This is a genomic window from Cellulosimicrobium marinum (genome assembly GCF_020551945.1).
Lineage (GTDB): Bacteria > Actinomycetota > Actinomycetes > Actinomycetales > Cellulomonadaceae > Cellulosimicrobium > Cellulosimicrobium marinum.
Genome location: NZ_JAJBZH010000003.1, coordinates 539,067 through 552,702 on the forward strand (window position 1 = coordinate 539,067; position 13,636 = coordinate 552,702).

The following is a 13,636-nucleotide window of genomic DNA, read 5'->3' on the forward strand; positions in this document are numbered from 1 at the left end:
GCGGCGGCACAACCTTTCGGCCCCGCCGGACGTGTCACTGTCATGACCGTGAACGCACTCGCCCTCGTCGAGGACGACGACCGACCCGACGACGGGCCACCCGACCACGTCCCCCTGCTGCGCGTCGCGACCGACCGGGAGCAGGAGTTCACCGACTTCATGTCGCACGCCGCCCCCCGCGTCGCCCGCACCGCCTGGTACCTGTGCGGTGACGCACACCTCGCCGACGAGCTCGTCCAGCAGGCCCTCACACGCACCTACCTGCGCTGGTCCGTCGCACGGCAGCGCGACCCCTACGCCTACGCGCGCCGCACCCTCGCGAACCTGCGCGTCGACCACTGGCGACGCCGACGCCGCGAGGTGCTCGTCGCGCCCGACGCCGTCCCGGAGCCCGGTGCGGGCACGTCCCCCGGCCCGGACCCGGCCGCCGCACCGCAGCACCCGGCGCACGCCGACGTCCACGCCGAGCGCGACCGGCTCGTGCGCGCCCTCGCCACCCTGACGCAGCGACAGCGGCGCGTCGTCGTGCTGCGCCACCTCGTCGGGCTCACCGAGCGCGAGGTCGCCGACGACCTCGGCGTGTCCGTCGGCACCGTGAAGTCCACCGCGTCCCGCGGCCTCGCCCAGCTGCGGTCCGTGCTCGACGCCGCGGACGACCACCCGACGACACCGGCCCCCGCCCGACCCGTCCCGCCCGCACCGAGAGGAGCCCGCGATGAACGCCCCGACCCGCACCGACGAGGACTTCGCCCGGACCCTGCGCGACCGCCTCGACGCCGCCGCCCCCGACGTCGACGTCGACACCTCGGCGGTCGTGCCCGCGGCCCGGCGTGTCCGCCGGCGCCACCGGACCGGTGTCGCCCTCGTCGCCGCCCTCGGTCTCGTCGGCAGCGGCGCGACGTGGGCGGCCCAGCCGTGGGCCGACCTCACGACGACGGACCTCCAGCCGGCGACGGTGCTGCCCTACGTCCCCGGGGACGACGTCCCGACGATCGACGGCGGCTGGCCGGACGCACCGTACTGGCACGTCCGCTCGGAGTCGTCCGGCTCCTCCACCGACGGGTCGGAGGAGTCCGAGACGCGGGACACCTGGTACGGGAACGGCCGGCCGGGTCTCTTCACCGTCGAGGACAGCCCGGACGACGTCACGTCGTTCGGCCCCCGCGCGTGGGCCGACCTGCTCGTCGACGGTGAGCGCGTCCTCGTGGGCTGGGACGGCCTCTACGCCCTGCCCACCGACCCCGACGAGCTCGAACAGCTCCTGCGCGACAGTGTCGAGGCCGACCGCGGCGCCGGCACGGCTGACGACAAGGTGTTCGACATGGCCCGGTCCTTGCTCGTCGGGTCCCCCGCCCCTCCCGCGCTGCGCGACGCGCTCTGGGAGGTCATGTCGGGCCTTCCCACGAGCACCCCGCTCGGCGAGGTCACGGACTCGCGCGGGCGGACCGGGGAGGGCGTCGAGACGTCGGTCCAGGGCTGGACCACCCGGCTCGTGTACGACCCCGACGACCATCGCGTGCTCGAGGAGTCCGGAGCGGTCGACGAGGGCGTGATCGAGGATCTGGAGGCGGATGGAGGACTCGACGGCGTGATCATGTCGACCACGTCCCGCACCACCTACCTCGACGAGGGCCCCGCCGACGCGCCGCCGAGCGAGCCGCGGCTCGAGGACAGCGGCTGCGTGGACTGGGCGACCTGCTGAACCCACCGGACGAGGACGGCGCCGCACCCGGGTGGGTGCGGCGCCGTCGTACGTGATGGTCCTGCGGGTGGGACCTGCGTCAGAGGCGGACGACCGCCTGGGCCTTGCCGAGCACGCGGGCACCCTCGAAGGTCACGGTGAGGTCGACGCGCACCGTCCCGGCGTCGGTGTCGACCGCGCCGACGGTGCCGGTGACGTCGAGCGTCGCGACGCCCGGGTTCGGGACGGGCACGGGGCGCGTGAAGCGGGTCTGGTAGTCGACGACCGCGCCGGGGTCGCCCGCCCAGTCCTCGACGAGCGCGACCGCCGCGCCCATCGTGAACATGCCGTGCGCGATGACGCCCGGCAGGCCGACCTCGGCCGCGACGGCGTCGTTCCAGTGGATGGGGTTGAAGTCGCCGCTGGCACCCGCGTAGCGCACGAGGCGCGCACGGTCGACCTCGACAGTGCGGGTGCCGACCACGTCGCCGACGCTCAGACTGGCGATCGAGGGGCGGGCGGCGCCCCCCTGCCGCTCGGCGGTCATGCGCCCTCCCCGCGGACGGCGAGGGTGGAGGTGACGGTCGCGACGCGCTCGCCGACCGCGCCGTCGGGTCCCTGCGCGGAGATCTCGCAGCGCGTGCTGACCATCGCGAGGCCGGCTCGCTCGACGATCGAGTCCACGTGCAGCACGGTCACGAGCTCGTCACCCGCGACGATCGGCCGGTGGTGCGTGAAGCGCTCGTCCGCGTGGACGACGCGCGAGAAGTCGATGCCAGCCTCGGGGTCCTCGACGAGCTGCGCCTCGGCGCGCTGCGCGACGACGACCGCGAACGTGGGGGCGGCGACGAGATCCGGATAGCCGACACCCCGCGCCGCCACGAGGTCGTGGTGCACGGGGTGGGTGGCGCCGACGGCGCTCGCGAACTCGCGCAGCTTCTCGCGTCCCACCGAGTACGGCGCGGTGGCGGGGTACTCGCGGCCGACGTAGGCCAGGTTGACGCTCACTGCGGTTCAGACGCTCACTGCGGGGCGCGGGTGCGGAGCCGGAGGCTCAGCGGGTCTCGCGGTGCGCGGTGTGCTTGCCGCAGCGCGGGCAGAACTTCGCGAGCTCCAGGCGGTCCGGGTCGTTGCGACGGTTCTTCTTCGTGATGTAGTTGCGCTCCTTGCAGTCCACGCAGGCCAGCGTGATCTTGGGGCGAACGTCAGCGCTCTTGCTTGCCACGGTAGTGAGCCACCTCTCGCGCCTCCGGAGGGCGCATGTGCTGTGCAGGCCGCACGACGCCGGCCGTCGTACGGAAGTTGTCGAAAGTGGTAGCGGAGGCGGGGATCGAACCCGCGACCTCACGATTATGAGTCGTGCGCTCTAACCATCTGAGCTACCCCGCCGCGTGACCGAACGCGAGGCCGTGCCACCATCGTCTCAGGTGGACGGCCCCGCGTCATCACAGAGCCCCGAAAGGGAATCGAACCCTTGACCTTCTCCTTACCATGGAGATGCTCTGCCGACTGAGCTATCGGGGCAGCGCGGAAAACTTTACACGCAACCGGGCCGGGCGCGAAATCGGCGTCGTTCCGCCACTCTCGGACCCTCCACGACCGGCCGACGACCGGCCATCGGGCAGCCGACGACCGGCCGACGACCAGCAGTCGTAGACGACGACGGGGCGCCACCCGCATGGGTGACGCCCCGTCGCTCCGGTGGCAGGTGAGGGATTCGAACCCCCGAAGGCTGAGCCGTCTGATTTACAGTCAGATCCCTTTGGCCGCTCGGGCAACCTGCCGTGGAGCTGTCGCGCACGACCGGTCCCGACACGTCGTGCGGGGTGGCCATGGCGGCGAGGCAACGATACAGCCCGGGTGGGCGCAGCGCGAAATCCGCTTCCCCCGGGCTCCTAGAGTGGTGCCGTGACCGACCCCGTCCCGGGCGCCGTCGGACCCGTGGACCGCCGCGGGCTGCTCTACGGCGCGAGCGCGTACGTGCTGTGGGGCGCGATGCCGCTCTACTTCCCGCTGCTCGACCCCGCCCGCCCCCTCGAGATCATCGCCCACCGGATCGTGTGGAGCCTCGTCGTCTGCGTCGGCCTGCTGCTCGCGACGCGTGCGCTCGGCCGGTTCGTCGAGGTGCTGCGCACGCCCCGCGCCCTCGGGCTCCTGGCGGTCGCCGGGGTGCTGGTGGCGACGAACTGGACCATCTACGTCTACGGCGTGCTGTCCGGCCACGTGCTCGACGCGGCGCTCGGCTACTTCGTCAACCCGCTCGTCACCGTGCTCCTCGCCGTCCTCGTGCTGCGCGAGCGCCTGCGTCCCGCGCAGTGGGTGGCGCTCGCGACCGGTGCCGCCGCGGTCGCCGTCATCAGCGCGGGGGTCGGCCGGGTGCCGTGGATCGCGCTGGGCGTCGCGTTCAGCTTCGGTCTCTACGGGCTGGTGAAGAACCGCACGGGCCGCAGCGTCGAGGCGCTGCCCGGGCTCGCCGCCGAGACCACGACGCTCGCTCCCCTCGCCCTCGGCTACCTCGTGTGGCTCGGTGCCACCGGGACCGGGACGTTCACGACCGCCGACCCCGCGCACGCGCTGCTCCTCGCGTCGTCCGGCCTCGTCACGGCCGTCCCCCTGCTGCTGTTCTCCTCGGCCGCGCGGCGGATCCCCCTGTCGCTCGTCGGGATGCTCCAGTACCTCGCGCCCGTGCTGCAGTTCCTGTGCGGCCTCCTCGTCTTCCACGAGCAGATGCCGCCGGCCCGCTGGGTCGGGTTCGGGCTCGTGTGGGTCGCGCTCGTCGTCCTCTCCGTGGACGGCCTGCACGCCGCCCGGGCCACGCGGCTCGCGACACGAGCCTGACCCTCGGCGAGCACCTGGTCGGGCACGCTCGACTACCGTGGTGCCCAGCACCCGTACCCGTCACGAGGGAGAACCCATGGCCGACTCGTCGTTCGACATCGTCAGCAAGGTCGACCGCCAGGAGGTCGACAACGCGCTCAACCAGGCCGCCAAGGAGGTCTCGCAGCGCTACGACTTCCGCAACGTCGGCGCGTCGATCGCGTGGAGCGGCGAGAGCATCCTCATGGTCGCGAACTCGGCCGAGCGCGTCCTCGCGATCCTCGACGTCTTCGAGACGAAGCTCGTCAAGCGCGGCATCTCGCTCAAGGCGATCGACTCCGGGGACAAGGAGCCCAAGGCGTCCGGAAAGGAGTACCGCCTCGCCGCGACCCTCAAGGAGGGCCTGTCCAGCGAGAACGCGAAGAAGATCACGAAGATCATCCGCGACGAGGGCCCCAAGGCCGTCAAGACGCAGATCACCGGCGACGAGGTGCGCGTGACGTCGAAGTCGCGCGACGACCTCCAGACCGTCATCGCGCTGCTCAAGGGCTCCGACCTGGACGTCGCGCTGCAGTTCACGAACTACCGGTAGCACCCCGGTGCCCGTGCCCGACGACGGGCCGCGCCCCGCGCCGTCGGCCCGCCCCGGCGCCCGGTCGGGCGGGCTGCCGCGCGTCGTCGCGACGGACCTCGACGGGACGCTCCTGCGCTCGGACGGCGGCGTCTCCGCGCGCACCCGCGCCGCGCTGCTCGCCGCCGAGGACGCGGGCGTCGAGGTCGTCTTCGTCACGGCGCGCCCGCCGCGCTGGCTCGCGCCGCTGCGGGACGTCGTCGGCGGGCACGGCCGCGTCATCTGCCTCGGCGGCGCCGCCGTGTGGGACCTGGCGACCGGGCGCGCGCTCGACGTGTGCGGTTTCGCCGACCACGAGGTCGCCGCCCTCGTCGCGGACCTCCGCGGGGCCGTGCCCGACGTCGCGCTCGCGCTCGAACGGGTCGAGGGCCCGACGTTCGACCCGGGGTTCCGCTCCCCGGCGGACGACGCCTCCGACCCCGCCGGGCCGGAGTCCGTACGACCCGTCGAGCAGGCGCTCGGGGCAGCCTCCGGTCCCGTCGGGAAGATCCTCGCCCGAGGGCGCCCTGCACCTGCCCCGCCCGACGCGCATCCCGCCCCGCCCGACGCGCACCCCGCCCCGCCCGCGCCTACGCGTGAACCACACGCGGACCGCCGACCGTCCGCGCATGTCCCGACGGTCCGCGCGACGCAGCCCGTCGTCGTCGCGCACGGCCAGGACCCCGCCCAGGAGCGCTTCTTCGCCGAGGTGCGGGACGTCGTCGGGCACCGCGCCCATCTCGCGTACTCGGGCGCCGCGGGGCTCGCCGAGCTGCTCGCCCCGGGCGTGACCAAGGACGCGGCGCTCGCGCGCTGGTGCGCCCGGCTCGGCGTCGAGCCCCGCGACGTGTGGGCGTTCGGCGACATGCCCAACGACCTGCCCATGCTGCGCTGGGCGGGGCGGTCCTTCGCCGTCGCGAACGCCCACCCCGACGTGCTCGCCGCGGCGACGGACCGCGCCGCGGCGAACGACGACGACGGGGTGGCTCGCGCGCTACTCGACGAGCTTGCCGGCCACGGAGTCGTCGTGCCGCACGAGTGAGGCGATCTCCTCGGGCACGGGCGGGATCGCCTCCGTCTCGACGCCGCCGTCGGGCGACCACACGAGGTTGACGCGCAGCGCCGGGTCGGTCTCCGGGAAGTCCGACCGGTTGTGGCACCCGCGCGTCTCGCGCCGCGCGAGCGCCGAGTCGAGCGTCGCGCGGGCGGCCAGCAGCGAGCCCTGCAGGTCGAACGCGTGCGCGAGGTCGTCGTAGCCCGCGATGTCGGGGTGCGCGACGACGGCCGCCGCCCGCTCCCCCACCTCGTCCAGCCGGGCGAGCCCCTCGGTGAGCCCGGCCTCGGAGCGGACGACGCCGGCGTGGGCCGTCATGAGGTCGCGCACCTCCCGCTGGAGGCGGCGCGCGTTCTCCTGCCGGGCGGCGTCCGCACCGATCGGCACGCCGAGGCCGAGGACGCGGTCGACCTCGTGGGCGGCCTCGGCGACCGCCTCGCGGTCACGACGGGGTGCGTCCGAGCCGACGGCGAACTCGGCCGCCGCCTCGCCCGTGATCCGCCCGTACACGAGCAGCTCGACGAGCGAGTTGCCGCCCAGCCGGTTCGCCCCGTGCAGCCCGCTCGCCGCCTCGCCGATGACGTACAGCCCGTCGACGTCCGTCGAGTGGTCGGCCGCCGCGACGCGCACCCCACCCATCGAGTAGTGCGCGGTCGGCGCGACCTCCATGGGCGTCGTCGTGATGTCGAGCATCTGCAGGTCGAGCATCATGCGGTAGACCCGCGGCAGGCGCTCGAGCACCTGCTCGCGCGGCAGGTGCGACACGTCGAGGTAGACCGCACCCTTCTGCGTGCCGCGACCCTCGGCGATCTCCGTGAACCCCGCGAGCGCCACGCGGTCGCGCGTCGAGAGCTCCCTGCGCTGCGGGTCGTAGCGCTCCATGTAACGCTCGCCCAGCGCGTTGCGCAGGATGCCGCCCTCGCCGCGCGCCGCCTCGGAGACGAGCGTCCCCGCGGCGTCCTCCGGCTCGACGATCCCCGACGGGTGGAACTGGACGAGCTCCGCGTCGCGCAGGCGCGCGCCCGCGAGCACGGCCAGGCGCCACGCGTCGCCCGTGTTCTCGTCGCGGCGCGACGACGTGCGCCGCCAGATCCGCGTGTGCCCGCCCGCGGCGAGGATCACCGCGTCGGCGTGGATCGTCACGCGCGTGCCGTCGGTGACGTCGAACCCGTACGCGCCGAACACGCGCCCGCCGGCGGTGAGGATCCGTGTGACGTACACGGTGTCGAGGATCGGCACGTGCAGCTCGGACGCGCGGCGCACGAGCGTGCGCTGGATCTCCAGCCCCGTGTAGTCGCCCGCGAACGCGGTCCGGCGATAGGTGTGGGCGCCGAAGAACCGCTGGCTGATCCGGCCGTCGGCCTGGCGCGCGAACGGCATGCCCCACCGCTCCAGGTCCTCGATGCCGCGCGCGGCGCCGCGCGTGACGATCTCGACGACCTCCGGGTCGGCGAGCCCGTACGACTCCGTGATCGTGTCGGCCGCGTGCTGCTGCCACGAGTCCTCGGGGTCGGTCGTGGCGAGCGCGGCGTTGATGCCGCCCGCCGCGAGGCTCGTGTGCGCGTCGTGCCGGCGACGCTTCCCGACCGCCAGGACGTCGACGCCACGCTCGGCGAGCTCGATCGCGGCGCGCAGCCCGGCACCCCCCGTCCCGATGACGAGGACGTTCGTCGCGAGGCGGCGATGGCTGTGCTGCATGGCTGGACCTCCGTCGGTGCACCCGGAGCCGCCGCGGGCACCACCCGCGGCGACCGGCCCGGGGGGAGCCGGGCCTCCTGCCACGCTAGGACGCCCGCGGGCTCGTCCCGGTGGATCGTGAGCCAGGTCACCTGGCCGGTGCGTCACGCCGCCAGGTCACACCCGTGCCAGGACCGCCCACGCCTCGGCGGGACACGGTCGTCCGGGGGGTGCGCTCCCCCGGACGTACACTGCGCGCGTGACCCGCCTCCTGACCGCGGACGACGTCGCCCTGTGGCGGCGCCGGCCCGCGGTGCGCCACCTCGCCACCGCCGCGGCCGCGACGCTCGTGGCGACCGTCGCCCTCGTCGTGCTCCTGCTGCCGGACGACGACGGCCCGTCCACGGCCGAGGTCGTCGCCGACCCCGGGTACTGGGGCACGGTGGTCGCCGCCGGGGTCGCCCTCGGGGCGCTCGTGACGCTCCTGCTCGCACCCCGCACCGGTCTGTGGGTCGCCGCCGCGGCCGCGGCCGCGAGCGCCGCCGGGACGTCGGGCGCGCCGCTCCTCGTCGGGCTCTGCGGGACCGGTGCGCTCGTCGCGCTCGCCACCGTGGACGCGGCCGCTCGCGCCCGCCAGCGCGTCGCCGCCGGGCTCTGGGGCGGCCCGCGCGTCGTGCCCGGCGGCGAGCCCCCGGCGCGGGCCTACGCCGTGCGCCGACGCGGGGGCTGGACGACGCTCGGCGCGGTCACCCTGGTCGGGGCCGTCGCCTGCGCGGCCTGGTTCGTCCGCGACGTCCGGGCAGCGGAGGAGTTCCGCGCGTCGGCGACCGTCGCCGAGGGCACGGTCGTCGCGCTCGTCGACGACGACTGGACGGCCGTCGTCGACGTCGACGGCCTCGACCTGGCGGTCCCGCTCCCCTCCACGACGCCGGAGGTCGGGTCCGCCGTCGTCGTGCGGTACGACCGGCACGGCCGGGCGGAGCTCGTCGACGACGCGTTCGACCCGTCCCTCGTGCTCCTGCCGGCCGCGGGCGGGGCCGTGGTGGGGCTCGTGCTGCTCGGGCGGGAGACCGCGCGTCGGCGCCGGGTGCGAGGTCTGCTCGTGCACGACGCCCCGGCGGTGCGGGTGCGCGCGACGTGGGACGGCCGCGACGTGCTCCTGTCGGCCGCGGACGACGGCCGACCGTTCGCCGCCGCCCAGGACCTGCTCCTGCTCTCCGAGCCGCCCGACACCGCCGAGCACGAGGACCCGTTCGACCGGCCCGTCGGCTCCGTCTCCGACGACGAGCTCCTCGACCTCGCGCACGGTCACGCCGAGGACGACTGGCCGCCGGAATCGCCGCCCACCTGGGACGGCACCCCGGTGCTCGTCGTCGGTCTCGTCGCCGACGGCTCCCCCGTCGCGCTGCGCGGGCCCGACGACCGCTGGTACGTCACCGAGACGGTCGTGGACCTCCCGCGCGGGCGCGGACGGCACGTCGGCGGCCCGACGCTCGCGTCCGCCGGCGCCGGCGGGCAGGGCACGACCCGGGACGGCACGGCGGGGCCGGCAGCGGGGGCACAGGGTCCGGGGGCGCAGGGTGCGGCGGGCGCGCACGACCGGCTGCTCCGGCTGGCCGTGCGCACCGGCCGGGTCGGCCCCTGGCTCGCGGCGGTCCTCGGGCTCCCGCTCGGCGCCCTGCTCGCCCCCGAGGTCTCGGCCCTCGGACTCCTGGGCGGCGCGGTCCTCGTGGCGTGGGGGCTGCACGCGTGGTCGTGGGCCGCGGAGCCGGCGCTCGCGCCGCGCCCGCGGGCGCTCGTCGTGCGCGGCGCCCTCCTCGACGCCCACGTCCCGTGGCGCCGCGTCGAGGCCGTGGTCGCGAGCGCCGACGCCCTCGTGGTGCGCGTCGCCGCCACGTCGCTGGAGCAGGCGGACGCGATCCTCCTGCCCGCCGCGGCGACCGGCGGCCTCGTGCGCGGCGCCGCCGACCCGTTCGCGGCACGCGACGCCCTGCTCACCACCCACGACCGCGCCGTCCACGGCACGGGGTCCGGCGACACCCGACGACGCCCGGGCCCCAGCGCCGTCGTGGCCGCGCTCGGCGTCGTCGCGTTCGTCGGCGGGGTCCTGCTCGGCGGCCAGGTGCCCTGAGGGCCGACCCGGCCCGTCAGTGGTAGGTGATCCCGCCGTAGCCCTGACCCTGACCCGCCATCGCCTCGAGACGCTTGATCCGGTCCGCCATCGGCGGGTGCGTCGCGAACATCTTCCCGACCCCCGCGCCGCGGAACGGGTTCGCGATCATGAGGTGCGACACGTCGACGAGGTCGCGGTTCTGCGGCAGCGGAGCACGCTTGGTCCCCGCGTCGAGCTTGCGCAGCGCCGACGCCAGCGCGAGCGGGTCCCCCGTGAGGCGCGCACCGTCCTCGTCCGCGTCGTACTCGCGCGTGCGCGAGATGGCGAGCTGGACGAGCATCGCGGCGATCGGCGCGAGGATCATCATCGCGAGCGCGGCGAGCGGGTTGCCGCCCCGCTCCCGGTCCCCGCCGAAGAACAGCAGGAACTGCGCGAGCGACGTGATGACGCCCGCGAGCGCCCCCGCGACCGACGACGTGAGGATGTCGCGGTTGTACACGTGCATGAGCTCGTGCCCCACCACCCCCCGCAGCTCGCGCTCGTCGAGGATGCGCAGGATCCCCTCCGTGCAGCACACCGCCGCGTTCTTCGGGTTGCGACCCGTCGCGAACGCGTTGGGCGCCTGGGTCGGCGACACGTACAGGCGCGGCATCGGCTGGCGCGCCTCCGTCGAGAGCTCCCGCACGATCCGGTACATCGCCGGCTGCTCGAGCTCGCTCACCGGCCGGGCGTGCATGGCCCGGATCGCGATCTTGTCGGAGTTCCAGTACCCGTAGAACGTCGTGACGAGACCGACGCCCACGAACAGCCACAGCAGGTTCGGGCGGGCACCGAACACGGCCCACAGGCCGAGGACGATGGCCCACATGACCCCGAACAGCGCGGCCGTCTTCAGGCCGTTGAAGTGCTGGCGTCGTCCCACGTGCGCTCCTTCCACGCTCCGGGCGGCCCACCGTGGTGCGGGGCCGCCCGTGGGGCACCCGCCTCGCCGGTGCCCATCTGCAGAACGCGCGAGGGCGGCGGCACGTTCCCGGGACGACGACGGCGCCCCACCCGGGTGGGCGGGGCGCCGTCGTGCGGTGCTCGGGGTCGTGGAGGTCAGCCGACCTGCGACTCGCCCCGCGCGACACGGATCATGTCCTCGCGGGAGACGACCTTGATGCGCTCGCGTCCGTGCGGCTCGCCGAGGCCGCGCTCGTACGCGTCGAGCAGCTCCCAGCCGGACCACTCGACGTAGTCCACGCCACGCTCGGCGAGGAACTCGACGACCGCCTCGGGGCTCCCGTGCGGCGCGGTGCGGCCCGCACCGAGGTCGGCGGTGGCGACGTCGCCGCCGTCGCCGGCACCCGTGACGTCCTCGACGAGGTGGCGGATCGTCTCGGACGCGTCGGACTTGGTGTGTCCGATGAGCCCGACCGGGCCGCGCTTGATCCACCCGGTCGCGTACACGCCGGGCAGGTGCTCGCCGTCGATGTCGACGACGCGGCCCTCGCGGTTGGGGATGACGCCCTTGAGCTCGTCGAACGGGATCTCGGGCAGGGGCGAGCCGAAGTACCCGACGGCGCGGTAGACCGCCTGGACGGGCCACTCGTGGAACTCTCCCGTGCCGGAGACGGTGCCGTCGCCGTTGAGCCGCGTGCGCTCGGTGCGCAGCGCCTCGACCTTCCCGTCGCCGAGGATCGCGGCGGGGGCGTGGAGGAAGTGCAGGTGCAGGCGGCGCGACGCGGTGAGCTCGGAGGGGTCCTTGAGCGTCCAGTCGGTGAGGGTCTTGACGACCTGCTTCGTCTGGTTGGACGAGTTGATCGCGGCCATCGAGCCCTCGTCGAACTCGAAGTCCTCCGGGTAGACGACGACGTCCACGTCGGGCACGTGGCCGAGCTCGCGCAGCTCGAGCGGGGAGAACTTCGCCTGCGCGGGACCGCGGCGGGCGAACACGTGGACGTCGGTGACGGGCGACGACTTGAGCAGGTCGTAGACGTTCTGCGGGATCTCCGTCGGGAGAAGGTCGTCGGCGTGCTTCGCGAGGATGCGCGCGACGTCGAGCGCGACGTTGCCCGCGCCGAGCACGGCGACCTGCTGCGCCTCGAGGGGCCAGGTGCGCGGCACGTCGGGGTGCCCGTCGTACCAGGAGACGAAGTCGGCCGCGCCGTAGGACTCGGGCAGGTCGATGCCCTCGATCGGGAGCGCGGCGTCGCGGATCGAGCCGGTGGAGAAGATCACGGCGTCGTAGTACTGGCGCAGGTCGTCGAGCTTGAGGTCGACGCCGTAGTCCACGTTCGCGAGCAGGCGGATGTCGCCGCGGCTGAGCACCTTGTGCAGCGCGACGATGATCTGCTTGATGCGCGGGTGGTCGGGCGCGACGCCGTAGCGCACGAGGCCGAACGGTGCGGGCAGACGCTCGAAGAGGTCGATGCTCACGTCGAGATCGGTCTTGGACAGGATGTCCGCGGCGTAGATCCCGGCGGGACCCGCGCCGACGATCGCGACGCGCAGGGGACGGATGCTGCTCACAGGACAGGACGCCTTCCGGTCGAGGACGGGAGTCTGGTGCTCGCGGGCGGGCGTGTCGCCCGGCCGCACCGTGGCGGTCGGGGAGCACCGGCCGCGGAGACCATCTCGATTGTACGACCGGGTGAGGGTGACCTCACCCAGCCCTCTCCCGACCCTCCTACTGTGCCAGCGGTCTCGCCAGGCGGATAGGCCGTCTTGTGATCCGGGCGAATGTAAACGGTGAGGGTCCTGCGGCGCCCGCTACCGGTCGAGCCGCAGGCTGTCCTGGACCGCCCGGATCTCGTCCGCCGCCCACGGGTGCTGGGTGATCGTGCAGGTCCCCGTGGTCTGCACGAGGTCCGCGACCGGGCCACGCGGCACGAGGACGGTGCGCACCGCCTGGACGAGCACCGTGCCCGCCCCGCCCTTGAACGACGCCTCGACCCACCGCCCGGCCAGCCCGTCGACGTCGGCCTCGCCCGAGCCCAGCTCACGGAGCTTCGGCAGCGGGCGCAGCTTGCGCAGCACCTCGGCGTGCGCGTCGTCGATCGTCACGTCCGACCGCACCCGCGAGACCACGACGATGACGTTGGGGTTGAACTCGCCCTCCGGGACCTCGCGGCCGAGCGCCAGCGGGAGCGCGACGTGCGGCAACGGCACCCAGCCGTCCGGGGCCTCGACGCGCACGCCCACCGGGGCGGGGAAGTCGTCGCTCGGGTAGTGCAGCTCGGTCATGCGCTCGGCAGCCCTTCGTCGTGGGTGGTCCGGGGCCCAGTCTCCCAGAGGAGGGCCCCGGACGCGCCGAGGGCGCAGGACCTGACGGTCCTGCGCCCTCGGGTCGAGGCTCCGGGGATCAGGAGTTCGACGCCTGCTCCTGCTGCTGCGCGTTCTGCTGGGCCTTCTGGCCCGCGTCGCTCAGCGTCTGCGCGACGTTGTTCAGCTGCGTCTGCGCGGCCGGCCAGTCGTTGCCCTTGAACTGCTGGGCGTCCGGGCCCTCCCACGGCACGCCCTGGATCTGGCTGTTCAGCTGCTGCATCGTCGTGCGGATCTCGTCCGCCTTCTGCTGCAGCGTCTGCCCCAGTCCGCGGAGCTCCTCGACGTTCGCGCCCCACATGCCACCAGCCATGGTGTTCCCCTTCCGTCGTGGCGGCCACCCGATGTGGACGCCCCTGCGTTGTCGATGGCACGACTCAA

13 protein-coding genes, 3 tRNA genes and 1 pseudogene are annotated in these 13,636 nt (G+C 74.3%); 6 read left to right on the plus strand and 11 right to left on the minus strand.

Annotated elements, in window-relative coordinates; translation table 11 throughout:
* Window positions 1–159: 159 nt before the first annotated feature.
* Both LGQ04_RS09645 and LGQ04_RS09650 read left to right on the plus strand, forming a co-directional pair.
* Window positions 160–660: pseudogene (locus LGQ04_RS09645) on the plus strand (sigma-70 family RNA polymerase sigma factor); the annotation flags it as partial.
* Between the two features lie 55 nt (window positions 661–715).
* Complete coding sequence (locus LGQ04_RS09650) at window positions 716–1,702, plus strand: hypothetical protein (RefSeq protein WP_229243544.1); 987 nt, start codon at window positions 716–718, stop codon at window positions 1,700–1,702.
* 79 nt (window positions 1,703–1,781) lie between these two features.
* Here the strand turns inward: LGQ04_RS09650 and LGQ04_RS09655 are convergent, their stop codons facing one another.
* The 6 genes from LGQ04_RS09655 to LGQ04_RS09680 form a co-directional block, all read right to left on the minus strand.
* Entirely contained in the window at window positions 1,782–2,228 is a 447-nt protein-coding gene (locus tag LGQ04_RS09655) for a MaoC family dehydratase (RefSeq protein WP_229243461.1), read from the minus strand.
* The gene (locus tag LGQ04_RS09660; protein ID WP_229243462.1) at window positions 2,225–2,689 is read right to left on the minus strand and encodes an FAS1-like dehydratase domain-containing protein; all 465 of its coding nucleotides are present in this window, start codon (window positions 2,687–2,689) and stop codon (window positions 2,225–2,227) included. The genes LGQ04_RS09655 and LGQ04_RS09660 overlap by 4 nt, the downstream gene beginning before the upstream one ends.
* Before the next feature lie 46 nt (window positions 2,690–2,735).
* Complete coding sequence (rpmG, locus tag LGQ04_RS09665) at window positions 2,736–2,906, minus strand: 50S ribosomal protein L33 (RefSeq protein WP_021482899.1); 171 nt, start codon at window positions 2,904–2,906, stop codon at window positions 2,736–2,738.
* Window positions 2,907–2,993: 87 nt separating this feature from the next.
* Window positions 2,994–3,070: transfer RNA gene (locus tag LGQ04_RS09670), tRNA-Met, on the minus strand.
* Between the two features lie 62 nt (window positions 3,071–3,132).
* Window positions 3,133–3,205, minus strand: a tRNA-Thr gene (locus tag LGQ04_RS09675).
* A 178-nt stretch (window positions 3,206–3,383) separates the two neighbouring features.
* Window positions 3,384–3,465 (minus strand) — tRNA-Tyr (locus LGQ04_RS09680).
* 124 nt (window positions 3,466–3,589) lie between these two features.
* Here LGQ04_RS09680 and rarD point away from each other — a divergent pair.
* The 3 genes from rarD to LGQ04_RS09695 all read left to right on the plus strand — a co-directional run bounded on the left by rarD (window position 3,590) and on the right by LGQ04_RS09695 (window position 6,150).
* Entirely contained in the window at window positions 3,590–4,519 is a 930-nt protein-coding gene (gene rarD / locus LGQ04_RS09685) for an EamA family transporter RarD (protein ID WP_229243463.1), read from the plus strand.
* A gap of 76 nt (window positions 4,520–4,595) precedes the next feature.
* Window positions 4,596–5,090, plus strand: coding sequence for a YajQ family cyclic di-GMP-binding protein (locus tag LGQ04_RS09690; protein WP_229243464.1), 495 nt, complete (start codon window positions 4,596–4,598; stop codon window positions 5,088–5,090).
* A gap of 13 nt (window positions 5,091–5,103) precedes the next feature.
* Window positions 5,104–6,150 (plus strand): HAD family hydrolase, encoded by a 1,047-nt coding sequence (locus LGQ04_RS09695; RefSeq protein ID WP_308016384.1) that lies wholly within the window; start codon window positions 5,104–5,106, stop codon window positions 6,148–6,150.
* On the opposite strand, the gene LGQ04_RS09700 is transcribed toward LGQ04_RS09695, so the two are convergent.
* The gene (locus LGQ04_RS09700; protein ID WP_229243465.1) at window positions 6,103–7,860 is read right to left on the minus strand and encodes an L-aspartate oxidase; all 1,758 of its coding nucleotides are present in this window, start codon (window positions 7,858–7,860) and stop codon (window positions 6,103–6,105) included. The genes LGQ04_RS09695 and LGQ04_RS09700 overlap by 48 nt on opposite strands.
* Before the next feature lie 238 nt (window positions 7,861–8,098).
* On the opposite strand from LGQ04_RS09700, the gene LGQ04_RS09705 reads away from it, so the two are divergent.
* Complete coding sequence (locus LGQ04_RS09705; RefSeq protein WP_229243466.1) at window positions 8,099–9,970, plus strand: hypothetical protein; 1,872 nt, start codon at window positions 8,099–8,101, stop codon at window positions 9,968–9,970.
* Window positions 9,971–9,986: 16 nt separating this feature from the next.
* On the opposite strand, the gene htpX is transcribed toward LGQ04_RS09705, so the two are convergent.
* The 4 genes from htpX to LGQ04_RS09725 all read right to left on the minus strand — a co-directional run bounded on the left by htpX (window position 9,987) and on the right by LGQ04_RS09725 (window position 13,568).
* Window positions 9,987–10,874 (minus strand): zinc metalloprotease HtpX, encoded by an 888-nt coding sequence (gene htpX / locus LGQ04_RS09710; RefSeq protein WP_229243467.1) that lies wholly within the window; start codon window positions 10,872–10,874, stop codon window positions 9,987–9,989.
* Window positions 10,875–11,050: 176 nt separating this feature from the next.
* A complete protein-coding gene (locus tag LGQ04_RS09715; RefSeq protein WP_229243468.1) occupies window positions 11,051–12,463 on the minus strand; it encodes an FAD-dependent oxidoreductase in 1,413 nt (470 codons plus the stop codon).
* 240 nt (window positions 12,464–12,703) lie between these two features.
* Entirely contained in the window at window positions 12,704–13,177 is a 474-nt protein-coding gene (locus tag LGQ04_RS09720; protein WP_229243469.1) for an LpqN/LpqT family lipoprotein, read from the minus strand.
* 118 nt (window positions 13,178–13,295) lie between these two features.
* Entirely contained in the window at window positions 13,296–13,568 is a 273-nt protein-coding gene (locus LGQ04_RS09725; protein WP_229243470.1) for a WXG100 family type VII secretion target, read from the minus strand.
* Window positions 13,569–13,636 lie beyond the last annotated feature (68 nt).